Below are 23,756 nucleotides of genomic sequence, written 5' to 3'. Positions count from 1 at the left end.
GTGGCAGAATATTTTATTCAAGAGCGGCAGTTGAGTAGCGTGACCCGCACCATCGTCAAAGACGAAGCTGGAAAATCGCTTTTTCTTTTAGTAGGACGCTGGGGCACTCGCGGCGATGCCCTCTCCTTATATACGATGAATGGTGAATTAGTCGCCAGCATCAAACAAGTCGGCCTAACCTTTGGCACCCGCTTTGAACTCTATTCCCATTTTAAAAAGGTCGGCACGATGCAAAAAATCTTTAACTGGCCGGGGGATTTTTATTATATCCGCCAGCTCCATTGGACGGCTCAGGGAAATATTTACAATCATCAGTATAAAATCCATCATTTCAATAAAAAAATTATGACGATGGATAAAGCTTCAATGCTGACGGGCGATTATTATGTCTTAGATATCCCGGATACCAGAGATGCGCCGGTCTGTATCTGTGTTGCAGCGGTGTTGGATTATTGGCTCTATAATCGCAAAAAAACTTTAAGTCCAAGCAACAACAGTTTTGTCTGGGCATTGGACTAAACAAAAAAAACGATTTTTCACCCCTCCGCATTTTAAAAATTCGGAAGGAAATGAAAAATCGTTTTTTCTATTTAGAAATTATAGTTCTTTTTGCATGTGCTCATAAAGATGACCGCTTAAAATTTTCTCCCCCACCACTTTAAAGCCTTGGCGGGTGTATAATTTTTTGGCAAGGGGATTGCCGGTGTCCACGCTGAGTCCGATAATTTTTTTATCGGCTTTATGGGCTAATTGCGGCAAAGCACTCAATAACGACGAGCCAATGCCATGACCTTGAAAACGAGGATTGACAGCAATCGAATCTAAATACCACTCATTCGGGAAGGTTTCTTTTTCAATAAATAGCTGCTGGTCGCTGGGAACCTTGTAGGCTGGCAGTAGCTTTTGAAAGGCTTGGTCAATCTGATCTTCCTGATCGTCGCCATAGCCAAAGGAAACTCCGGCGACTTGGCCATCAATTTCATCGACTAAGCCATTCCCGTATGCATAACGATAAGTGGCATCCTCCATCGCCTCCAGCATAATTTCTTTGGTCAAATCAGCTCCCTGTTCTTTGACAAAGTCTAGTTCCATATCTTTAAAAATAATCATCAACAGGTCAACAATTGCTGGTCCGTCTTCTCTTTTAGCAAAACGAATCATAGTTTATCTACTCCTTCTCACTAAGTTAGCTTCAGGCGCTAGCTTTTGCTAGTTTTCGCTTTCGATTTTTTGGGTAACAAAATAGCCGTTGCTTGGTTTGCGGTCAGCTATCTCATGACAATAAGGGCATTCAATAATCTCATTGTCCACTTTATGTTCTACCACATGGGTTACCTCATAAAAATTAAAGGTGTGACCACAGTGGGGGCAAATCATCTTATCCATTTTCTTCACTTCCCTCTGATTTTCTTCTGGAAATTATTCATGCAGTTCTAAAGGCAGTCCGTCTGGATCAAAGAAGAAGGTCATCTTTTCACCGGTGAAATCATCTATCCGCACCGGCTCGCACACAATACCTTTTTCAGCTAGTTCAGCAATCACTGACTCAATATCACTGACTTTAAAGGCTAAGTGCCGCAACCCTTTTGCCTCTGGATAATTCGGTCGCGGTGGCGCAGCTTTGATTCCAAAAATTTCTAGCTCACTGCTGCCCAGCTTTAAATCTAATTTGTAATCATCCCGTTCTGCCCGATAATTTTCCCGCAGCACCTCAAAGCCCAACAAGTCGACATAGAAATGACGGGCCCGCTGGTAATCACCGACGATAATTGCCACATGATGAATCGTTTCTAACTTCATCAGACACCAACCTTTCTTAGCTAGTTTACCGTAAAATGAAAATTTTTGCTTGTTAGAAAGCCAAAAATTCTCAGGAAATTAAAAAAATTTCAGAAATAATACAGCGAAAACGAGCTTTATCTTCTAGATAACACAAAAAGACTGCAATCAGGCGGCCAGCTGGTTTATCCATCTCCAGCTGACCGCTTGTTGCAGTCTAAAGTGTGTCAGTCACTTTTTAGAAAATGACTGTTTCAATTGTTTCGACATATTTGGCGCTATCAGGTGCAACAAAAAGCTGTTCACGGTTTTTCTCAAAAATCCCCAGCTCGCAAATGCCGCTCATCGCTTGGCGAACTGCTTCTTCTGTCAAGCTTTCAGAAGCTAGCGTAGGTCTTAAGGTATGTTTTTTACCGGCTTCGTTTAAGAAGGTTAAATGTAATTTTTTCATGGTCTTGCTCCTTTTCTTTTAATTAAATCGGTTCATAGCGGGTGACTTCTGTTTTCAAAGTGCCTAAATAGGTTGTGTCCTCCGGCGAAATCTGATGCATAATCTCGCCAAGTTTTTGAATCGCTTCAGGGTCAGGATTTAAAACGACGTCGTTAAAGTGCTGCTTAGTAATTTTTTCACTGCCAAAGGGTGTCAGCTCAATCGATAATTTGGTACTTTCCAGTGTTGCCATAATAGTGGCCTCCTAAATTTTTTTGGTAAGTTCGCGCGATGACTTACACTATATACACAACTTCAGAACCGAAAAAATCAACACCTAAGCTAAAATTTTTTTCAATTTGCGACAGATTTTTATTTTCAAGCGACTGACCACCGTGGTACTCACCTGCCAAAATGCTGCAATTTCTCTTTGGGAATACCCCGCCAACCGCAATTCAATATAAATCCGCTCCCTTTCCGTAAAAGCCGTCTTCAAAGTCAACACATCCTTCAGCTCACAAATTTCTTCAAAGGACCAGCCGGTGGTCTCCTCGTATTCCGTCAAACTTTTTTCCCTTAGCTGGCGCCGCCAATGATTGCGTCGCAGCGTCTGAATATCCCAAGTAAAGCGCTGAAATAAAAAGCCCTGCCACTGTTCAAAGTCTTTTTCAGGATTGGCTTGTAACCAGTCGTATAGATTTAGTCGCAAAATTTGCAGATAGTCATCATACTCAGGATGTGTTTCAAAAATTAACAGGCGGCTTAAGATGCCCTTTAACATTTTTTCGGCCTGCAACAAGGTTTGATTGTAATCCATTTTCTATTGCTCCTCTATTTTTTTAATCAACCGGTTGTTGACGCCAGTATAGCGGAACGACAATTCCCCATCGGCTTGAAATCAGTCCAAAAAGGGGGAATGTTGAAGTTCTCCTGAAAATTCCGTAAATTTCCAGACTAATTCCAAAAAAGATTTGAAAAGAATTTATTTCTGAAAATCGCTGTTCTCGCAAATCGATTTTCAATCTATTAAAATTGTTATAGATTAATTAATCACCTTCAATCAATTGAATGAGATGGCCAATCATTTGAAAAAGGAAGCTAGCGCATAGGTTAAAACAACAGCTAAGACTCAACAGAATGTCTGCTGAAAAGAAAAAACCAGTAACTTTTAATTTCTCAAGGGAAAGTTTAAAACATTACGAACTCGGATAATTATCAAAATCAAAACTGGATTTATGAAAACTGGATTTATGAAAACTGCACTAGGTAAAACATGCCACAGACTTTAGGATGGAGGAAAAAAATATGGATAAATCAACCGATACTTCTAATCAAAATGAAAAAACCGGCAGCCAAAGTTTCCAGCAGCTCAACGCCCTTTTGAAGAAGGGCTATTCCATCGCAGAAGCCGCTTCACAGGCGGCAAAAGGTTTGATTCCCAGCACAATCAGTCCGATTGACAATCGTATTTTGGCCATTTTGCCACTTCATCAGGCCAAGCGACAAAAGCAGTCCTTAATCGTCTCAGACGGCTGTGTCAAACTGATTTTAGAATCCCCTAAAAATTGCTTGGACAAATTACTTTTTTATCAACTGGGGGTCAAGGAACCGCAAGCCTTTTTCGCCAGCTTTAGAAACTTCATCGGTAATTGCCGCTACAAACTCCCTTGCGCTACAGTCAACTTCACCTTATTTTCTATTGAATCCGTCGAAAATGGCGCCTGGCTGAACATCAGCACAATTAAAGACATCCAATACCAAGAAAAAGGTGCCCAGATTCAATTGCTGGATGGCTCGATTCTGCCAATTTTCACCTGCAAGCGCTCCTTAAGCAATCAATTGAAATTGGCGTATCAATGTGCCTTTATCATTAAGCTGAATTTCAGCATTCTACTGCAAATAACCGATGTGCCCAGCATTAATGAGCTACTGAACGTTCCGGTTAATGATTTTAATAAAAAAATTCTCGATGACATTGGGAATACCGACTGGCCCCGCAGCTGGGAGTTCTCCCAGTGTTATCAAGAAAATGTCTTCAGTGCCCGTTTGAAAAAAGAACGTTAAGAGTAATAGATTTTTATTTTAAACTTGTTGGTAGGCTTTGCTATGTAGCACCGTGTTAGATTTTGCAGTCTCTTACGATTCAGACTCTACTGACAATCACCTAGATTTCTTAAACCTGATTTAGCAGAATTAAAAGTACACAAAAAAACGAGCTGCAACATCAGCCAGTTTGCAACAATTAGTCAGGCAGCTCAAGCCAGTAAAATGGCTCGAAAACTAATAATTGCAATGCTGATGTTACTGCTCGTTTTTATTTTATAGTTGAGTAGCTAATCTAAGTTTATCCTTATTTTGCTAAATCAAGCGTTAGAAGATTACTCTGTAATCCCTAATTGTTCGTCGGCAATTGCTTTGACCCGCGCGATTTCTTCAGCAGAAACGCTTTGGTAAGAAACACCGTCTTGCATAAAGCCGGTTCCTTGTAATTGATCGCCGACAATATTCGTGAAACTATTGCGATAATTCAAGGCAATTGACGTCATTTCATCAAAGGTAAAGTCGGTTGTCATATTGCTAGAAATCGCATTTAAAATGCTTTGATATTCCGTCACACCAGACAGGCTCAATACTTTTTGAGCAATCGCTGCGATAACTTTTCTTTGCCGTTCTTGACGGCCATAATTACCATTTGGATCATCGTAACGCATTCTAGAATATTTCAAAGCGTCTTCGCCATTCAAGTTGATGGTACCAATGCTAAAGTTGGTGCCTTCATAATCAAAGGTGAAGGAATTGTTCACAGTAATGCCGCCAACCGCGTCTACCAATTCTTCTAATCCAGCCATGTTAATCGTGATGTAATGATCGACTGGCACACTCAATAGATTTTCAACAGTGTCCATCGCCATCGCCACTCCACCATAGGCATAGGCAGCATTTAATTTTTCAGTGGTGCCATGACCCACGATTTCCGTGTAGGTGTCCCGTTCAAGGGAAATCATCGTCGTTTGACCTAATTGCGGATTGACAGTTGCCAAAATCATCGTATCAGACCGACCTTGTTCATCGCGACCTAATGCGCCTGTATCAATTCCTAATAAGAGGACTGAGAAGGGCTCTTGTTCTGAAATTTCAGCTGTCGTACCAGTTTCTTCCCGCAAAGTGGTGCTCCGCTCTGCACTTGCATAAGTGTCATTCGCAGAACTTTTTACATCATAATATATTTTTGCAGCCACTCCGACAACACCAATAAAGGCTACTAGTAATACGCCAAAAACCCCTAAGATTACTTTCTTCTTCGTAGACATTCCTTCGACTCACTTTCCCTGTTACTAATTATAATTAATAAGTATACTGTAGTTTTCCCACAAAATCATTTCTTTTTTTGAAAAGACTACTTTGCAGCAACTTTTTTCAGCTGTTTGCTACGCAATTGTCCGCAGGCTGCATCAATGTCAGTGCCGTGTTCTTTACGAATCACACAGTTGACGCCGTTTTTCTTAAGAACATCATAAAATTTTAAAACATCCGCCTTCTCACTGCGGGAATATTGATCGTGCTCGCTGACTGGATTGTAAGGAATCAAATTAACATAGGCGAGCTTTTTCTTATCCTTCAATAAATCCGCCAGTTGTTGAGCGTGTTCAGGTCGGTCGTTGACATTATTTAGCATAATATATTCAAAGGTGATGCGACGATTCGTTTTTTCAATATACTCATCGATTGCTGCCATCAATTTTTCAATCGGGAAGCTGCGATTGATACGCATAATAGAAGTCCGCAACTCGTTATTCGGCGCATGTAAAGAAATCGCCAAGTTTACCTGTAGGCCATTTTCAGCGAACTCTTTGATTTTGTGGGCCAAGCCGCTGGTAGAAACAGTGATGTGGCGGGCCCCGATTGCCAAGCCTTTAGCATCATTGATGGTATGCAGAAAATCAATTAGATTATTGTAATTGTCAAAGGGTTCACCGATGCCCATGACAACGACATGGGACACCCGTTCCTCTTGGCCCCGCTCATCAAAATAGTGTTGAACCTGCATGATTTGAGCGACGATTTCACCGGCGGTCAAGTCCCGCTGCTTTTTCAAAAGACCACTAGCACAAAACGTACAGCCGATATTGCAGCCGACCTGTGTGGTGACACAGACAGACAAGCCGTATTCTTGTCGCATCAGTACGGTTTCAATCATTAATTTGTCCGGCAATTCAAATAAATATTTTACCGTGCCGTCATTTGATTCTTGGACAATCAATTGCTTTAACGGATTGATAACAAAAGCTGCCTCTAATTTTTCAATCAAGGCATGGGACAGGTTGGTCATCTCGCTAAATTGGTCTACCCGTTTTAAATAAAGCCATTCCCAAACTTGGGTGGCCCGAAATTTCTTTTCCCCCTGCTCTTCAAACCAGGTGATTAATGCTTCTTTATCTAATCCATAAATCGATGTTTTTTCCAAAATATTGCCTCTTTCTCAGAATTCCTCTGTTCAATCTCCTCTGCTACTATATAAAAATAAAACTAGAAAAGCAACCTGCTGCAAAAAATTTAAACTTCTGTTTATTTCTGAAAAAGGCTTGATAAATAGCTCTTAATCAGCTTTTTAAAGATTCCCGCAATCAAAAAAATAGACAACGTAAACTTTTATTGTCAACTTTTTTTAAATACGCTGAAACCCGCCTTTTGTTGGTATACTTAATGCAGGAGGTGGCAAAATGAAAAATAATTTGGTGGCCGCGTTGGCGAAATTTGATTTATTTGGTAAAGACTCCAGTACAATTGTCCTGATGGGAGTATTTTTAGTTCTGCTCTTTTTTGTCATAAAGTTTGCCGTTCGAGAAGGGATTAACAGCTCGCAATTGGTGAAGAAAAATCAAGAAAAAGATTAAAAACTGCAGGAAGTCACAGGCCAAGCTAAGAAACTTGGCTGTTGCTTCCCGCAGTTTTTTTAGGCGGTTACTTGACGATAAACTTTATTAAAGTAGAAGATGCGGGCAATTAAGTAATAAATCACTTGAATAAGCACAAACACACCTAAAACTTCCCAACCCGCCAGCTGCATATCCATGTTAAAGACATGATACATCGCCGTGAGGGCCACCGCTCCGTGAATCACCGAGACAATAATCGGCGTGAAAAAGAGGATGCCGACCTGTTGATAAATCATTTTTTTCAATTCTTTTTTCGATAAACCTAGCTTGTAAATCATCCGGAATTTTTCCACATCGACATCCATATCACTATACAGACGGAAATAAAGGAAGCTACCAGCTGAAACAAAGAAGACAATTCCGATGAAGATACCGACAAATAGAATTGGTGCGTATCCGTCTAAAGTTGTTTGTCGTAGGAAGGTTTTCGGTTGTGTATCGGCAAACTCAGCGAAGATTTTCTTACCGGTCGCAACTAGGGCATCATAATCTGTACCAGGGGCCACCCAATTTGTCGATTGGTATTCTGTCATCTCGCTAGTATTAACAGAATCTGGTACTAGGTAGTAATTACTGAAAGCAGAGACAACTTGCGTTTGCTCTGTCCCTTTCACTGTGTAATCCGTGCCATTGATGCTAACAGAACTTGGAGCCTCGCCAGTTGCAAAATTCGTGCTGGATAAAGCTAAAACTTCACCATCAGCTAAACTTAGTTCTGGCAAATCAGCTAAGTTTGCCAATTGATTGTATTCAGAAACTGTCATGTATTGATTGCCGCTGTTTGCATCTAAAAAGTAATGAACAGTTGTTGAGTCAACCGAAATATTATCTTCGGCAAACAATTGATTCACCTGCGCCACTTCTTGGTCTAATTCCGCAGAAGGGGTGTTGTACACTGTGACTTCATAAGGATTCAAATCCATTTGACCTACTAATAATTCCTGCAGACCATATAAAGTCCCAATGGCCGCAAAAGCTACCGTTGTAATAACGGAAACTAAGAAGAAGGAACGGGCATTGTCTTTCATTCTAAATGACAGATCTGAAAAGACAATCATATTCGTTTTTTTCCAAAATAACTTTTGGCGCTTTTTCAAGGATTCAATCAAGCCAACACTAAATTGGTTAAAGAATAAACTCGTCCCAACGATGACGACAAAAATCACTGGTATCATCACGATTGGCACCATTTGTCCGGGGACTAAAATCGCGACTGCATAGCCGCCGCCAATTAAAATCACTGATAAAATAGCTTTTAGTAATGAAGGCTTGATAACTCCTTTACCAAATTCACCGGCTTTTAATAATTCCTGTAAAGATAATTTTGGCAGGCGGAATTGAATGAAAAAGGAAATCGCTAAAAATAAAATAAAGAAGGACACAATAGTAATTAAAATGGCCTGTGTTGGAAAATAAAAACCAAAGTCAACGTGGACTAAAAATTTAGAAATCCATAAAATAACTTGCGAAAAGCCAATCCCAAAGATGCTACCGAAAATTGTCGCAAAAAAACCAATCACGAGATTTTCAATAAACACCATTTTGCGCAGCTGCTTGGGACTCATCCCTTGTATCATTAGCACGCCAAATTCTTTTTTTCGGGATTGCAAGAAGACATCCATTGAATACAGCACGAATAAAAAGGCAAAGCCGTAAATAATCACTGCAGCAGCGGTCATGCCCGTCTGTACGCTGGAATTCAGCCCATCTGACAAAGAGGGATGTTGCGCAAAAACATTAAAGGTAAAAAAGACCATTACAGAAAACATTGTGCTTAAAAAGTAGGCCATGTAAAGATGGCGATTGCGAATGGTATTGCGGATGACTAATTGATTAAAACTCATTGTCGACACCCTCAATTCTGGCTAGCTCGGTGATAATCCGGTCATAAAAGCGCCCTTGATTGCCATCATTATGCATTTCATCAACAAGTTCTCCATCTTTAATGAAGACAATCCGTTGACAAAAGCTAGCGGCCAAAGGATCATGAGTAACCATCAAGATGGTGGCTTGTTCTTCTTGGTTTAATTGGCGCAATAGGCCCATAACATCCCGCGAAGATTTTGTATCCAAATTACCCGTTGGTTCATCGGCCAACAATAATTCTGGATGATGAATCATCGCTCTGGCGACGGCCACCCGTTGCGCTTGACCACCAGAAATTTCACCGATTCTTTTTGGTAATAATGTTTCAATGCCTAAGCGGGGAGCTAAATCCCGCACTTGTTTTTTCATGCGGCTGACTTTTTCACCGTCTAGAGTCAGCGGTAAAACAATATTTTCTTCCACTGTTAAGGTTGGCATTAAATTAAAACTTTGGAAAACAAAGCCTAATTCTTTACGGCGAAACTTGGCAATTTCTTCTTGATTTAAAGTATTTGGGTTCTTCCCATTTAGCATGATGCTGCCGCTAGTCGGCTGATCGATAGTCGCCAAAAGGTTTAAGAAAGTTGTCTTCCCACTTCCTGAAGGTCCCATGATTCCGATAAATTCACCATCTTCAACCGTCAGATTAATGCCCTTTAAAGCTTCATATTGTAATTCATTGCCATATACTTTTCTAAGATTCTCAACTTGTAACATCGTCATTACTCCCTTATGTATCATTCTCATTGTTTGTTAGAAACTGTTAGCCGCTTCTTTTCAAAACAAGGTCAGTATTTCATCCATCGCCTACTATACTCGTTTCAAAAAAATTAGACCATGTAATTTTATTACTTTTCTCTTACAATTTTGCAAGAACTTCAAATTGTCTTTCTAACAAGCCTTCTGGGAAAACTATACGGCTGGCTGACCTTAATTTCATGGGAATAAAGTTTGACTGACGCCTCAGACTTTAGTTGTAGACAAATTGTTTAGTTATTTATAAGCTGCTAGAGAGCAAAAAAAGAGCCCAGTCCCCACTAGGCTCTTTTGCGACACAAAGGTCATTTATAATTGTGCTTTTTCATTTTCTTAAACTTTATCCTTCAGTATCCCGTTTGGCTTTAATTTCTTTAGTCAATAATGGAACAATTTTGGTGGCATCGCCAACGACACCAAAGTCAGCAACATCAAAAATTGGTGCAGACTCATCTTTATTGATGGCAATGATAATATCACTTTCCTCCATGCCGGCAACGTGCTGAATTGCACCTGAAATACCGCTGGCAATATAAAGATTTGGCCGAACAGTCTTACCGGTTTGCCCAACTTGCCGATCTTTTTCCTCCCAGCCGGCATCAACCGCTGCCCGTGAAGCTGAAACCGTGCCGCCTAAAACATCAGCTAATTCTTCTAGCAGCTTGAAGTTATCAACGCTGCCCATGCCTCGGCCACCGGAAACCAACACGTCAACATCCATGATGTCCACCCGTTCAGTTTCTTTTTTAATGACTTCTAAAATTTCAACATTTTGATAATTAGCTAGATTAGGCACGCCGTATTTCACCACTTGGCAATCAGGGTTTGCCATTTTTTCAGCCTGCTTCATGACACCGGGACGAACTGTCGCCATTTGCGGGCGATGATTTGGACAGAGAATCGTCGCCATCACATTGCCGCCGAATGCTGGCCGAGTCATTAATAAATTATTGGTTTTTTCCTGCACCTCTAAACGCGTACAGTCAGCTGTTAGTCCAGTGCTGCAGCGAGCTGCTACCCGAGGAGCTAAATCCCGACCGATTGCTGTCGCACCATATAAGACAACATCTGGTTTGTATTCATTGACGACTTCTGCCATCGAATGGGTATAAGGTTCTGTCATGTACGTTTCTAACGCGGGATCTTCAACGACAATCACTTTATCAGCGCCGTGAGTGGCTAATTTATCCACGAGGGCTTCCAAATGATTTCCCAAAACGACCGCCGTGACTTCCGTATTTAAAGTGGCGGCTAACTTTTTGCCTTCACCGAGTAATTCATAGCTGACCCGAGCAATCTCGCCGTCCACCTGTTCAACAAAAACTAAAACGCCTTTATAATCTTTCATATCCATTTTCTCACCTCCGAATGATTTAAATGATGTATTTGGTTGCTAGTTTATCCATCAGCCATTCCACAGACTCCGCCACATCAAGATTGACTACAGTGCCGGCGCCTTTAGCTTCTTTATCATAAGATTTAAAGACGCGTGTTTTAGAGCCTTTCAAGCCGATTTGATCATCGGCTAAATCTAAATCAGCCTTGGTTAAAATGTGAATTTCTTTAGCGTAAGCATCAATAATTCCCCCTGGCGTCATATAGCGGGGCGCATTTAATTCAGAAAGCGCCGTAATCAGACAAGGCAGCTTAGCTTTTATCAGATGATAGCGGTCTTCAAATTGGCGCTTAACGATGATGCTATCTTCTTCCATTTTAATATCTTCAGCGTAACTAATATTGGCAAGGCCGAGGTGTTCAGCAATTTGTGGGCCAACTTGAGCTGTGTCCCCGTCAATCGCCTGCCGACCAGTAATAATCAAGTCATAGCCGCCGATTTTTTTAATTGCTGAGGCAATCGTATTACTGGTAGCGTAAGTATCCGCACCACCAAAGGCCCGATCAGAAATCAAATAGGCTTCATCTGCCCCCATTGCCAAGGCTTCCCGCAAAGCAACGTCTGCCTGCATGGGTCCCATGGTCACAACAGTGACGGTTGCGCCAAATTGATCTTTTAAGCGCAGAGCTGCTTCCAAGCCGGCCTTATCATCAGGATTAATAATGGTCGGCACGCCTTTACGAATTAGAGTGCCTGTTTCAGGATCAAATTTTACTTCCGTTGTATCGGGAACTTGTTTTATACATACAAAAATATTCATCGAATCATTTCCTCCTGTCTTATCGTAACATTGCGCCGGAAATAACCATCCGCTGCACTTCACTGGTACCTTCATAAATTTCGGTAATCTTCGCATCCCGCATCATCCGTTCCACCGGATAATCACGAATGTAACCGTAACCGCCGTGCAATTGAACACATTTCGTCGTCACAGACATCGCCGTTTCAGAAGCAAATAATTTTGCAATAGCAGCTTCTTCAGAGAAGGATTTTTGATGTTCCTTGGCATAGGCTGCCTTATAAACTAACAGCCGTGCTGCTTCAATTTGGGCTTTCATATCAGCTAATTGGAACTGAGTGTTTTGGAAAGCTGCAATACTACGGCCAAACTGCTTACGCTCTTTAACATAAGCTACCGTTTCATCCAAGGCGCCTTGGGCAATCCCTAACGCTTGGGCGGCGATTCCAATGCGGCCGCCATCCAAAGTTCCCATCGCTACGCCAAAACCTTTTCCTTCTGGACGCAAACGATTTTCCTTCGGCACGATACAATTTTCAAAGACTAATTCAGTTGTCGATGAACCACGAATCCCCATTTTTTGTTCCTTTTTCCCAATGGAGAAACCAGGAAAGTCTTTTTCAACGATAAAAGCAGAGATACCACGATTGCCTTTACTCTTATCCGTCATGGCAAAAATAATATAAATATCAGCGACTCCGCCATTTGTAATAAAAATTTTAGTACCATTTAAGACATAGTGATCGTTGACTAAGACAGCCTTTGTTTGCTGACCAGCTGAATCTGTACCAGCTCCCGGTTCAGTTAAACCGAAGGCGCCTAATTTTTCACCTTTAGCCAGAGGAATCAAATATTTTTCTTTTTGAGCAGCAGTGCCGTATTTACTGATGGGTTCGCAACACAAAGAAGTATGTGCAGAAACAATAACTCCGGTAGTCCCGCAGACCCGGCTCAACTCTTCCACACACATAGCGTAGGCTAAAGTATTAGCTCCTTCTCCGCCAAACTCTTTATCGATGGGAATGCCCATAAAGCCCGCTTTGGCCAGTTTAACAACTGTTTCCGCTGGGAACCGTTCATTCTCATCAATCTCATGGGCTAGCGGTTTAACTTCTGCTTCGGCAAAATCCCGAAACAATTGTCGCATCATGATCTGTTCATTACTCAATTCAAAATCCACACTAATTCCTCCCTAAGTCTAAATTTTTCAAAAAGCCAATTCCATTGCATCTTAAAGCATATTTCAAACTACAGAAGAATTCTGCAGTAATACCCAATTTTCAAAGAGAAGTTGTTTTCTTCTTTGATTTTCACACACTAAAAATTTTACTATGTGATAAAAAACACAATATCGTGATTTCGGCAAAAATACAATCTTTGACAGCAAAAAAAGCGCTTACTATTTATTATAAAAACCATAACGGAATTTTATAGCTTTATAATATAGAAGAAACTCGCTGTAAAAATCTTTGTGTGACTCAATTAGTTACTCGTGAATTCAACCTTGTCATTTTGAAAGATTCCTGACAATTCCAACAAAAATGCCATTCATTATCAAAATGAAAGGAATTTTTTTCTAGTTTAGTTTAAAAATAAACTACTTACACGAGTAATTGAAATGACCCATGGGTTTATTATAACATTCTTCACTGCTGTTTTTCCAAAAAAATTATATTGTCAAGTTTTTTGATTTAGCTAAGAAGTTTATAGAAAAAAAGACGATAGCACAACGTACCGACCCCCAAAAGTTAGACCAAAAATCTAACTTCTGAAGGTCGGTATTTTATGACTAAATATAGTTTTGAGTTCAAACTTAAAATCAATCCTTGATTACTTCACTTGATACCAGCCTACGCCTTCATCTTGCCAGCCGATTGCAATCAAGCCATCTCTTTCTGTAGCAGAGGTAGTATAAAAATGTGCGCCAGTCAGACTATAAGGATTATAGAGACGATAGACAGGTGCATCTGATGGTTTGGAGGTATAAAAAGCAGTTCCTTCAGCAACCCAACCAATTTGTGACAAATCAGAAACCTCTTTGGCTGAACTAGTGTAAAAATGGTTGCCCGTATAAGGATTGTACAAACGATATACTTCATATGGTGACATTGCCACACCACTCATAGTACCTTCCCCGTGCCACCCGAGAGAAATCAGAAAATCATTTTCTGTTTTTCCAGCTGTGTACAAGTGTTCACCTGAGTGAGGATTGTAGAGACGATAAATATTTTTTTCTTGATAATTTACATACAATTCTAAGATTGGCTGCACATCTTTTTGCACGAATGTAGCCTCTGGAAATTTATCTGAGAGCTGTTCCATCGTGGTATTAGACAATTCAACTTGGTAGCTGAAGCTGGCTGCTCCTTCATCGATAGCGTAAAACGCCACTTCTGTATCAGCATAATTAAGCGTTTCAGGAGTCAAATTAGTAAAACTTATTTCAGCCTCCACTGGAATATCATATAAGTTCTCAATTTGATAGTTTAAAGTATATTCCCCTCCAACCCAGAGCGTCATCTCAGAGACAGTAAAGGAGACTGTCGGGGTAATATCAATAACTTCCTCAGCTTGGACAGCTTGAGGAGCAACACCAATAAAAATAATTCCTAAAATCCCCAATAATGATCCGCCGAATACTTTAATTCCCAATAATTTTTTCTTCATCTTTTCCGCTTCCTTCCACTTTCGGATATTTTTTTATTAATACACATAAAATATATATTGAAAGCATTTAAAACAAAAGGAGATTTTGTAACCTTAATGTAACCTTAATGTAACTTTAGAAATATTAATGCGTTTTCAAAATCTTAAAACTAATAAAAAACAGTTTGAAATTTTACTGATTATCCGTCTTTTTTGGGGGAAATTTGCTAACGCAAAAAAACCTCCGAGGAAAACTCCTCAGAGGTTAAAATTTTTAGAAATTAAGCTTTGTTAACGTTAGTAGCTTGAGGGCCACGATCTGATTCTTCAACGTCAAAAGTAACTGCTTGACCTTCTTCTAGAGTTTTGAAGCCGTCACCTTGGATAGCTGAAAAGTGAACAAATACGTCACTTCCGTCTTCGCGAGTGATAAACCCAAAGCCTTTTTCTGCGTTAAACCATTTAACTGTACCGTTTTCCATCTTGATGAACCTCCTTGTGATTAATCACAAATATAATATTGTAACATTTGCTCTTCTTACACAAGAGGTGCAACAATTGTCAACTACCTAGAGCTTAAATAAGACAAACAAATTTACAAGAACAATTTTACTATTATTAGGTCTTTTTTTCAAGTGCCTTGATTTATTTTTTGCCAGAACCCCTCCTCCCGCAGACTAATATAAGATTTTTCGCCGGTGATAATATGGTCCAGCACTTCAATGCCCAGCATCTCGCCGCATTTGATGAGGCGGGCGGTAAAATCTAAATCATTGCTAGAAGGAGTCGGGTTGCCGGAAGGATGATTATGGGTAATTAAAATGCGGGCCGCTGAACAGCGGACCCCAAAGCGGAAAATCTCTCTCGGGTGCGCAATGGACTGATTCAACGATCCGATAAAAATCGTTTTTTTGATAATGATTTCATTTTTCGTATTGAGATACAGCGCCCGCAAGTGTTCTTGGTGCCAATCTTTTTGCTGCAAAATTAATTGCTGCGCCAAGTCATAACTGGAGGTCACTCGGCCAATCTTAGGTTGTTGCGCCTGCTGAATGCGCCAGCCTAGTTCCAGAACAGCCTTTAACTCTAAGGCTTTAATTTGGCCAATGCCTTTAACTGTTTTTAATTCCTGCAGTGTGGCCTGCTTGATTTCATAAAGGCTGGAAAAATGCTGCAACAAGGCACCGGCCAATTCCATAACATTTTGGCTGGCATAGCCGGTCCGCAAAACGATTGCTAGCAATTCTTGATCTGACAAAGCCTTTTCCCCGAAATTCAAGAGGCGTTCCCGTGGCAAAGAGTCCGCCGGCATTTCCCTTAGTAATAATTTTTCCTTCATAAAAAAACTCCTTTGCGTTTTCATTTAAAAATACGCAAAAGAGTTTTTCTTTCAATTAATCGCCAAAATAATCCGGCACTTTTTCCAAAGAATCCAGCACATGCAGCGTCTTCGCCAGCAAATCATCAGTCGGCACTAATAAATCGGGTACCATGATTACTGGAATACCCGCTTTATGAGCGGCAAGCACGCCATTTTGGGAATCTTCTAGGACAAGGGTTTCCTCTTTGGCAGTGTTTAATCGCTTCACTGCCACTTCAAAAATCTCTGGGTCGGGCTTGGCCCGCTTGACGTCTTCAGAGGAAACGATGTCGATAAATTCATCTTTTAATTCAGCATTCTCCAACAGCAATTCAATCACATGCCGCTGATTGCTAGAGGCAACAATTTTAGGAATTTTTCGTTCATTTAAATAGTCCATTAATTGATGAACACCAGGTTTCAGTGCCGCTTCGCCTTTTTCAAACATCCGCAAAACTTCCGCATGGGACTCGTTGATAAATTTATCAACGGCTTCTGTTCCTTTATCTGCGTAAATTTGATGATAATTTTCCCAGACTTCCTCATCAGAGACCCCTAAAAAATCTAAGTAGACCTCTTTACTATAGGCAAAGCCCAAATCATCGGCAACTTTTTGCGTTGCTTTATAATAGAGCATCTCCGTATCAAAAATTAGCCCATCCATATCAAAAATTACACCACTAAGCTTTTTCATCTGCTCCTCCTAATTCTAATAATAATTCCCGCACCTGCGAAATAAAATACAGCGAACCGGTGACTAACAGCAATTGATTGTCTTCAAAATTTTCTAGAATTTCCGCCAAGCCGAATTGCCATAAAGAAACAATCGTCAACTGCTCATCCACCTCATTGGCGTAATCCTTCAGCTCCAATGAACGAGGATAATTAAAGGTGGTCAAATAAATTTCCACATTGGGCAGTTGCTTCAACAAGCTTAGCATACCATGAATTTCCTTTGTAGCGACGGCAGAAAACAAAATTTTTATTTGATAGCTGCCAAATTCCCGTTGCAAATTGTCCACTAAGCGCTTGACGGCATGTTCATTGTGGGCACCGTCTAAAATAATCAGCGGATTTTCACTCAAACGCTCCATCCGCCCAGGCCATTGAGCTTGCCAAAGGCCTTTTGTCACAAATTTACTTTGAAAATTCTGCTTGGTTAAACGGCAGTATTGATAAAATAATTCAATCGCCATCCCTGCATTTTCACTTTGATGCTGACCAATCATCGAGACCCGCAGCTTCGGAATCTTGCCAGCTTCATTGCTGAAATTAAAAACCTCGCCCCATTCTTCATCGGGATGCAGATAGTCGACAAAGTATTCTTGATCAAAACGATAGATGGGCGCCTTTTTATCAGCGGCCTCAGCCTCGATAACCGCTAGCGGGATGCTTTCAATATTGCCGGTAACTACCGGAATGCCGGCTTTAATAATGCCAGCTTTTTGAGCGGCAATCTCCGCTAACGTCTCGCCAAGAATCTCCATGTGATCTAAACCAATCGTCGTGATTCCAGTCAATAAGGGATGCACGACATTGGTTGAGTCCAACAATCCGCCGAGGCCGACTTCAATGATTGCAACATCCACTTTTTCTTGCAGAAAATAATCAAAGGCCATCCCCGTCAATGTCTCAAATTCGGTGATACCGGCAATCGCTTCTTCTTGATCCATTTCTGCCACAATCGGCTGATAACGGGTCACTAATTCTATGATAGCTTCATCAGGAATGCCTACGCCGTTAATGGCAATTCGTTCGTTAAAGGTTTCAATGTATGGTGACGTAAAGGTACCGACAGTCAAACCTAATTCCTCCAACATACAACGCAGATAGGTTACCGTTGAGCCCTTGCCGTTCGTCCCGGCAATGTGGATTGTCGGAACCTTCAGTTCAGGATGATTTATTTTTTCCAGCAGAGCGGTGACTCGTTCTAAGCCCGGTCTCGAGCCAAAAGGCAGACGGCTGTGAATCCAGTCAATTGCCTCAGCAACAGTTAATGACATTTTCTTTCCCCTCTCCAGATAGCTTCCCCGCTTATTATAGCAAAAGTTTTCCTTAATGATGTACCAGATGCTATCGAATCTCAGTAAAAAACTGCCGACAGAAAATTTCCATCGACAGTTTTTTGCTTTAACTAATCGTCCGCAGATTTTCAATCCGTTCGCGAACGGTTGCTTGTTTATCTAAATAATCTTTTTCTTTAGCTTTTTCACCGGCAACCACATCGTCTGGGGCATTCGCGACAAAGCGTTCATTAGATAATTTTCCTTGAACCCGTTTGACTTCGCCATCTAGCTTGGCCAATTCTTTTTCTAGCCGCTGAATCTCTTCTTCAATGTTAATCAAGCCTGCCAGCGGTAGATAAATTTCAGCGCCGGTTAAAATCGCTGACATCGCCAATTCCGGAGCAATTAAATCGCCGCTGATTTGCAGCTCATCAGGATTACAGAAACGTTCAATATAGTTGGTATTTTCAACTAAGAATTTACCAATTGCTGGATCAGTTGCCTTAATCAAAAGGGTAATTGGTTTTGATAACGGCGTGTTAACTTCTGCCCGAATATTTCTAACAGAACGAATAAGTTCCGTCAAAACAGCCATGCCCTTAGCCGCATCTTCATCGTCAAATTCTGGTCGAACCACTGGATAGTCCGCAACGACTAATGAACTGCCAGCATGGGGAATCTTACTCCAAATTTCTTCTGTAACAAAAGGCATTATTGGATGCAACAGGCGTAAAATCTGATCCAATGTGTAAACTAAAATACTCTTGTTGGTCTTTTTAGAGGCTTCATCATCCCCGTATAGAACTTCTTTACTCATCTCAATATACCAGTCACAAAAATCATCCCAGATGAAGTTGTACAGCTGGCGACCAGCTTCACCAAATTCAAAGCGGTCAAAAAGGTCAGTGACTTTGGCGATCGTTTCATTTAAGCGGGTTAAAATCCAGCGGTCCGCCACCGTTTTTTCTCCAGTCAAATCAATATCTTCAATTGTCATGCCCTCAACGTTCATGATGACAAAACGTGAGGCGTTCCAAATTTTATTGATGAAATTCCACGCTGCATCCATTTTTTCATAGCTGAAACGCACGTCCTGACCGGGAGCAGAGCCATTGGATAAGAACCAACGCAGAGCATCAGCGCCATATTTTTCAATAACATCCATCGGGTCAATCCCATTGCCTAATGATTTGCTCATCTTGCGGCCTTGTTCATCGCGAATTAAGCCGTGAATCAAAACATTTTCAAAGGGACGCTCTTCAGTAAATTCCAAACTTTGGAAAATCATCCGGCTCACCCAGAAGAAAATAATGTCATAGCCCGTCACTAAAGTGTTGGTTGGGAAATAACGTTTGAAGTCTTCATTATCTACATCAGGCCAACCCATTGTTGAAAATGGCCATAGAGCCGAAGAAAACCAAGTATCTAAAACATCAGGGTCCTGCTGCCAATTTTCACTATCCGCCGGCGCTTCCATGCCAACATACATCTCACCAGTTTCTTTATGGTACCAAGCTGGAATTTGATGGCCCCACCACAGCTGCCGCGAAATTACCCAATCATGAACATTTTCCATCCACCGTAGGAAAGTTTGATTAAACCGTGGCGGAAAGAAATCAACAGCATTGTCAGTTGCTTGATTTTCAATTGCTTTTTCAGACAATGGTGCCATTTTTACAAACCATTGCGTTGACAAACGCGGTTCCACTACTACGCCGGTTCGTTCAGAATGACCGACACTGTGATTCATTTTTTCAATTTTAACTAACCGACCCAGCTCTTCTAAATCTTTAACAATCAGTTTGCGGGCTGCAAAGCGATCCATGCCGGCATATTTGCCAGCCAACTCATTCATCGAGCCGTCTTCATTCATCACATTAACCCGCGGCAAATCATGGCGATTGCCGACTTCAAAGTCATTGGGATCATGAGCCGGGGTAATTTTTACAACGCCGGTTCCAAAGTCCATGTCCACGTACTCATCGGCAATGATGGGGATTTCTTTTTCCATCAGAGGCAAGATTACCGTTTTACCGATTAAATTTTGATAGCGTTCATCATCTGGATGAACCGCCACAGCAGTATCACCAAGCATTGTTTCTGGGCGAGTCGTCACAATTTCAACGGCGCCGCTGCCATCCGCCAATGGATAGGTCATGTGATAAAAGGCACCTTCAATATCTTTATGGATAACTTCAATATCTGAAAGAGCGGTGCGGGCTTGTGGATCCCAATTGATAATGTATTCCCCACGATAAATTAAATCTTTTTCGTATAATTTTACGAAAACTGTGCGAACCGCCTTTGATAAGCCTTCATCTAAAGTGAAACGCTCCCGAGAATAATCTAACGACAAGCCCAATTTGGCCCACTGTTCACGGATATGGCTAGCATACTCGCCCTTCCATTCCCAAACCTGGTCAATAAATTTTTCACGGCCTAAATCATAGCGGGAAATCCCCTGCTCTCTTAATTTTTCTTCGACCTTCGCCTGTGTTGCAATACCGGCATGGTCCATGCCCGGTAGCCAAAGCGTATCAAAGCCCTGCATCCGTTTTTGGCGAATAATCATGTCCTGCAAAGTCGTATCCCAAGCGTGACCTAAATGCAGCTTGCCAGTAACATTGGGGGGTGGAATAACAATTGAATAAGGCTTGGCCTTAGCATCGCCACTAGGCTTAAATAAGTCCTGCTCCAACCATTTTTTATAACGCCCAGCTTCTACTTCAAGGGGATTGTACTTTGTCGATAAATTATTTTCTTCCGTCATAACAAAAGTCTCCTTTTTATTTTTTTCAACACAGCCGCTTTTTTGGAAAAACAAAAAAGCCCTAAGATGCCGAAACACCTTAGGACGTAAGTTGATTGATTACGCGGTACCACCTAAATTGCAGAAAATTCTGCCTCTCAAACGTGAGGTAACGGTCACGATTCGTTTTGCTTTACTCCCTGCAGCCAAGTCTCAGCTTCAAGCTTTCAAGCAAAAAACTCCCAAGCTACCTTCACCAACCTTTTGTGAAAATGTTCCACCAATCATTTTCTCTCTCTGACAAAAGCCGTTGGTTACTCCTCTTGTTCTAAGTCTTGCCTCATTCTACAATGTTAAAAAATCAAAGTCAAACAGAATCTGAAAAATTACAGCAATTCTTCTGCTGCCTGCAAAGCTGCTTGATAATCAGGCTCTTGAGTTTGCTCGACAACTAATTCACGGTACCGTAAAACACCAGTCGTATCCACCACAAAAATTGAACGGACTAAACGGCCGCTGTCTGGCACAAATAAACCATAGGCATTCCCAAAGACAGAATTATCATCATGTAAAATTGTTAAATCCAAGCCTTCAGCAGCACACCAATTAGCCTGCTCTTCTTTAGTATTATTAGAAATTGTCACAAAGTTCAAGGCCGGATGCTCTCCAGCGGCTTTGGTAAACTGGCGGGTCTGGATAGCGCAGACTCTTGTATCAATATCCGGCACAACGCTAATAATTAAAGGCTTATCCAATAAATCTTTTAATTGCCAGCTTTGGTCCTGACTATCAGCTAACTGAAAATCCGGTACCTTTTGCCCCACTTCCGGTTGACTTCCGACTACCTCATGAACCTCACCACGTCTTGTAATTTGCATAAATTCTCCTTTTCTAACTTCTTTTTTATTTTAAGGTTAAAGCATTACCTGCTCAAATATCCTGCAGAAAAAATTTCCTGTTAAATTTATTATAGGAGAACCACCGATGATTGCAAAAAAACTGCCTAGAGGGAAGGCAGTTTTTGAAAACTATTATCAAAATAAATCAAGGTCTGCAGCTCGGTGGTCAAATCAATGTACTGCATCGTCACATAATCAGGGACGTTCACTCGATCTGGAGCAAAATTTAAAATCGCTGTGATGCCGGCAGCCACCATTTGGTCAACGGCTTCTTGGGAAAACTGGCTGGGCACAGTAGAAATGGCCAGCTTAATATTTTCAGCCGTACAAATATCCGCTAAGTCTGCCATCCCATAAACTTTAACCCCATCAATCTCTTGCCCAATCAAATCGGGATTGTTATCAAAAATGCAGACAATATTTAAATTTTCGTTGCGGCGAAAATTATTATTAACTAGCGCCCGCCCTAAATTTCCACAGCCGACTAGGGCAATTCGCTTTTCTTCCTGAGTAGCTAGCAAACCGCTAAAAACTTCAATCAAATAGGCCACATCATAACCGTACCCGCTGCGTCCTAATTCCCCTAAATAAGAAAAATCCCGACGAATTGTCGCTGACGGCACTTTAGTAACCTCACTGAAGTCCTTCGATTTGATGCGACTGACTCCTGAATCACTGAGCATTTTTAAATAACGTAAATAGACAGGCATGCGGCGAGCTGTCGCTTTAGGTAATACCTTTTCTTTATTTACTCCCATCACTCAAATCACCTTCCAAAGACTTTGTTAAACGCTTCACATGAATAGTTTAGCACAGAATATCTTTGATAAAAAGAAAAATTTTCTCATAATAAAAACAGAATCGTTTAATTATTACATATTTTGTGAAAAAAGTGACAGCAAAAAACAGCTGAGTCGTTATGAATCAGCTGTTTAAAATTTTACTTCTATTAATGTTTTTTTGATTGAGAGCTGCTAGAAAATTATAAGAAATCAGCGAACTCCGTTGTTTCCTGTTGAGCTGAAATTTTTTCCACTTTGATGCCGGCAAAAGCTCGAGTTAATAAGCCTTCGACATCGAGTCGCTCTTCATATTGATGAACTTTATCAATATTAGGCCGCGTCTTTGGCTGTGGCGGTGCAAAAATCGTGCAGCAGTCTTCAAAGGGCTGCACAGATAATTCAAAGGTCTCAATTTGTTCGGCAATTTCAATAATTTCCAGCTTATCCATCGTGATGACCGGCCGGATAATTGGCGTAGCCGAAACTTCATTGATGGCGACCATGCTGTGTAAAGTTTGCGAAGCCACTTGGCCTAGAGACTCGCCGTTAATAATTACTAAACCTTTGCGGGCCTCCCGAATCATATCCGTTAAGCGCAGCATCATTCTTCTGGTGATTGTCATCCAGTACCCCTGTGGCAGGCTGCGTTTAATTTCTTCTTGAATCTCAGTAAAAGGCACTTCAATAAACTGAATGTCGCCACCGAACGCCACTAATTTTTGTGTCAGGTCTTTGGCTTTTTGCAAGGCTTGCTCGCTTGTATAGGGCGGGCTAGCAAAATGAACGGCTTCAATCTCAACGCCGCGTTTCATCGCCAGATAGCCAGCTACCGGTGAATCAATCCCGCCAGAAAGCATTAGCATTCCACGACCGCTAGTTCCCACGGGTAAACCGCCAGCACCTTTAATTGTTTCATAGGAAAGATATGCCCCTTCATCTCTGACTTCGACCCGCAGGTTAATATCAGGGCGTTTCATTTGCGCTTTGATGTCTGGAAAAATATCAACAATCGCATTGCCTAAAAATAATTGCAGCTGCTGGCTGTCGATTTCAAAGTGATGGTCGCTGCGCTTGCCGGTAATTTTGAAGGTTTCTGTGCCGGTATAAATTTCTTTCATCATTTCTTGAGCCTTGGCCTTAATCACCGCCAAATCTTTTTCTACTCGAATGCTAGGGGAAAAATTTTGAATGCCGAAAACCTTTGTGAGCTTCGGGATAATTAATTCGCTATCTTCCCCATTTAGCAATAGGTGCATCCGGTCCCGCTCGCCCCGCACCCGTAAGTCGGGGAATTCTGCCAAAGCCTCTTTGACATTTTGGGCCAGCTGCATAATAAAGGTCCGGCGATTTTTGCCTTTCGTGGACAATTCACCGTAACGGACCATAATTTCTGAATATTTCACGTTGGTTC

Annotated in this window: 25 protein-coding genes and 1 other annotated feature; of the genes, 3 read left to right on the top strand and 22 right to left on the bottom strand. The window is 41.2% G+C overall.

The genetic code is table 11. From position 1 onward, the window contains the following. A complete protein-coding gene (locus tag ACYSNU_RS01540; RefSeq protein WP_461735466.1) occupies positions 1–519 on the top strand; it encodes an LURP-one-related/scramblase family protein in 519 nt (172 codons plus the stop codon). 78 nt (positions 520–597) lie between these two features. On the opposite strand, the gene ACYSNU_RS01535 is transcribed toward ACYSNU_RS01540, so the two are convergent. The 6 genes from ACYSNU_RS01535 to ACYSNU_RS01510 form a co-directional block, all read right to left on the bottom strand. Beyond that, on the bottom strand, positions 598–1,161 hold the full coding sequence (locus ACYSNU_RS01535) for a GNAT family N-acetyltransferase (RefSeq protein WP_461735465.1): 564 nt from the start codon (positions 1,159–1,161) through the stop codon (positions 598–600). A gap of 48 nt (positions 1,162–1,209) precedes the next feature. Continuing rightward, on the bottom strand, positions 1,210–1,386 hold the full coding sequence (locus tag ACYSNU_RS01530) for a hypothetical protein (protein WP_461735464.1): 177 nt from the start codon (positions 1,384–1,386) through the stop codon (positions 1,210–1,212). Positions 1,387–1,419: 33 nt separating this feature from the next. Next, the gene (gloA2, locus tag ACYSNU_RS01525) at positions 1,420–1,800 is read right to left on the bottom strand and encodes an SMU1112c/YaeR family gloxylase I-like metalloprotein (protein ID WP_461735463.1); all 381 of its coding nucleotides are present in this window, start codon (positions 1,798–1,800) and stop codon (positions 1,420–1,422) included. A 217-nt stretch (positions 1,801–2,017) separates the two neighbouring features. Further along, a complete protein-coding gene (locus ACYSNU_RS01520; protein WP_461735462.1) occupies positions 2,018–2,230 on the bottom strand; it encodes a DUF2922 domain-containing protein in 213 nt (70 codons plus the stop codon). Between the two features lie 22 nt (positions 2,231–2,252). Continuing rightward, positions 2,253–2,462 (bottom strand): hypothetical protein, encoded by a 210-nt coding sequence (locus tag ACYSNU_RS01515; protein WP_461735461.1) that lies wholly within the window; start codon positions 2,460–2,462, stop codon positions 2,253–2,255. Positions 2,463–2,546: 84 nt separating this feature from the next. Beyond that, on the bottom strand, positions 2,547–3,026 hold the full coding sequence (locus ACYSNU_RS01510; protein ID WP_461735460.1) for a sigma-70 RNA polymerase sigma factor region 4 domain-containing protein: 480 nt from the start codon (positions 3,024–3,026) through the stop codon (positions 2,547–2,549). A gap of 488 nt (positions 3,027–3,514) precedes the next feature. On the opposite strand from ACYSNU_RS01510, the gene ACYSNU_RS01505 reads away from it, so the two are divergent. Then, positions 3,515–4,273, top strand: a complete 759-nt coding sequence (locus ACYSNU_RS01505; protein WP_461735459.1) for a hypothetical protein — start codon at positions 3,515–3,517, stop codon at positions 4,271–4,273. Positions 4,274–4,587: 314 nt separating this feature from the next. On the opposite strand, the gene ACYSNU_RS01500 is transcribed toward ACYSNU_RS01505, so the two are convergent. Together ACYSNU_RS01500 and rlmN are read right to left on the bottom strand one after the other, a co-directional pair. Beyond that, the gene (locus ACYSNU_RS01500; protein WP_461735458.1) at positions 4,588–5,520 is read right to left on the bottom strand and encodes an LCP family glycopolymer transferase; all 933 of its coding nucleotides are present in this window, start codon (positions 5,518–5,520) and stop codon (positions 4,588–4,590) included. Positions 5,521–5,606: 86 nt separating this feature from the next. Then, on the bottom strand, positions 5,607–6,674 hold the full coding sequence (gene rlmN / locus ACYSNU_RS01495; protein ID WP_461735457.1) for a dual-specificity RNA methyltransferase RlmN: 1,068 nt from the start codon (positions 6,672–6,674) through the stop codon (positions 5,607–5,609). Positions 6,675–6,930: 256 nt separating this feature from the next. On the opposite strand from rlmN, the gene ACYSNU_RS01490 reads away from it, so the two are divergent. Next, the gene (locus ACYSNU_RS01490) at positions 6,931–7,104 is read left to right on the top strand and encodes a hypothetical protein (RefSeq protein WP_461735456.1); all 174 of its coding nucleotides are present in this window, start codon (positions 6,931–6,933) and stop codon (positions 7,102–7,104) included. Between the two features lie 59 nt (positions 7,105–7,163). On the opposite strand, the gene ACYSNU_RS01485 is transcribed toward ACYSNU_RS01490, so the two are convergent. The 14 genes from ACYSNU_RS01485 to thiI all read right to left on the bottom strand — a co-directional run bounded on the left by ACYSNU_RS01485 (position 7,164) and on the right by thiI (position 23,748). Next, positions 7,164–8,990: an ABC transporter permease gene (locus ACYSNU_RS01485; RefSeq protein ID WP_461735455.1), complete on the bottom strand. Its 1,827-nt coding sequence runs from the start codon at positions 8,988–8,990 to the stop codon at positions 7,164–7,166. After that, the gene (locus ACYSNU_RS01480) at positions 8,980–9,729 is read right to left on the bottom strand and encodes an ABC transporter ATP-binding protein (RefSeq protein ID WP_461735454.1); all 750 of its coding nucleotides are present in this window, start codon (positions 9,727–9,729) and stop codon (positions 8,980–8,982) included. The genes ACYSNU_RS01485 and ACYSNU_RS01480 overlap by 11 nt, the downstream gene beginning before the upstream one ends. A 379-nt stretch (positions 9,730–10,108) precedes the next feature. Continuing rightward, a complete protein-coding gene (locus ACYSNU_RS01475) occupies positions 10,109–11,122 on the bottom strand; it encodes an electron transfer flavoprotein subunit alpha/FixB family protein (protein ID WP_461735453.1) in 1,014 nt (337 codons plus the stop codon). Positions 11,123–11,141: 19 nt separating this feature from the next. Further along, positions 11,142–11,924 (bottom strand): electron transfer flavoprotein subunit beta/FixA family protein, encoded by a 783-nt coding sequence (locus ACYSNU_RS01470; protein WP_461735452.1) that lies wholly within the window; start codon positions 11,922–11,924, stop codon positions 11,142–11,144. 19 nt (positions 11,925–11,943) lie between these two features. Beyond that, entirely contained in the window at positions 11,944–13,083 is a 1,140-nt protein-coding gene (locus tag ACYSNU_RS01465) for an acyl-CoA dehydrogenase (protein WP_461735451.1), read from the bottom strand. Between the two features lie 650 nt (positions 13,084–13,733). Then, a complete protein-coding gene (locus ACYSNU_RS01460; protein ID WP_461735450.1) occupies positions 13,734–14,570 on the bottom strand; it encodes a hypothetical protein in 837 nt (278 codons plus the stop codon). A gap of 260 nt (positions 14,571–14,830) precedes the next feature. After that, entirely contained in the window at positions 14,831–15,031 is a 201-nt protein-coding gene (locus ACYSNU_RS01455; protein ID WP_071862327.1) for a cold-shock protein, read from the bottom strand. 149 nt (positions 15,032–15,180) lie between these two features. Beyond that, positions 15,181–15,888: a RadC family protein gene (gene radC, locus ACYSNU_RS01450; RefSeq protein ID WP_461735449.1), complete on the bottom strand. Its 708-nt coding sequence runs from the start codon at positions 15,886–15,888 to the stop codon at positions 15,181–15,183. A gap of 55 nt (positions 15,889–15,943) precedes the next feature. Next, the gene (locus ACYSNU_RS01445; protein ID WP_461735448.1) at positions 15,944–16,603 is read right to left on the bottom strand and encodes an HAD family hydrolase; all 660 of its coding nucleotides are present in this window, start codon (positions 16,601–16,603) and stop codon (positions 15,944–15,946) included. Beyond that, positions 16,590–17,912 carry a bifunctional folylpolyglutamate synthase/dihydrofolate synthase gene (locus ACYSNU_RS01440; protein ID WP_461735447.1) on the bottom strand — a complete coding sequence of 441 codons (1,323 nt, stop codon included), beginning with the start codon at positions 17,910–17,912 and terminating at the stop codon, positions 16,590–16,592. Before ACYSNU_RS01440 ends, ACYSNU_RS01445 begins: the two co-directional genes overlap by 14 nt. Before the next feature lie 127 nt (positions 17,913–18,039). Further along, a complete protein-coding gene (locus ACYSNU_RS01435) occupies positions 18,040–20,685 on the bottom strand; it encodes a valine--tRNA ligase (RefSeq protein WP_461735446.1) in 2,646 nt (881 codons plus the stop codon). A 77-nt stretch (positions 20,686–20,762) separates the two neighbouring features. Continuing rightward, positions 20,763–21,004: a binding site (T-box leader), on the bottom strand. A gap of 46 nt (positions 21,005–21,050) precedes the next feature. After that, the gene (locus ACYSNU_RS01430) at positions 21,051–21,542 is read right to left on the bottom strand and encodes a thiol peroxidase (protein ID WP_461735445.1); all 492 of its coding nucleotides are present in this window, start codon (positions 21,540–21,542) and stop codon (positions 21,051–21,053) included. A gap of 125 nt (positions 21,543–21,667) precedes the next feature. Beyond that, on the bottom strand, positions 21,668–22,321 hold the full coding sequence (locus ACYSNU_RS01425; RefSeq protein ID WP_461735444.1) for a redox-sensing transcriptional repressor Rex: 654 nt from the start codon (positions 22,319–22,321) through the stop codon (positions 21,668–21,670). A gap of 224 nt (positions 22,322–22,545) precedes the next feature. After that, positions 22,546–23,748, bottom strand: coding sequence for a tRNA uracil 4-sulfurtransferase ThiI (thiI, locus tag ACYSNU_RS01420; RefSeq protein WP_461735443.1), 1,203 nt, complete (start codon positions 23,746–23,748; stop codon positions 22,546–22,548). Between the last annotated feature and the right edge of the window lie 8 nt (positions 23,749–23,756).

The sequence above is a fragment of the Enterococcus sp. LJL120 genome, from assembly GCF_054871765.1.
This window is presented reverse-complemented; position numbering and strand designations above follow the sequence as displayed.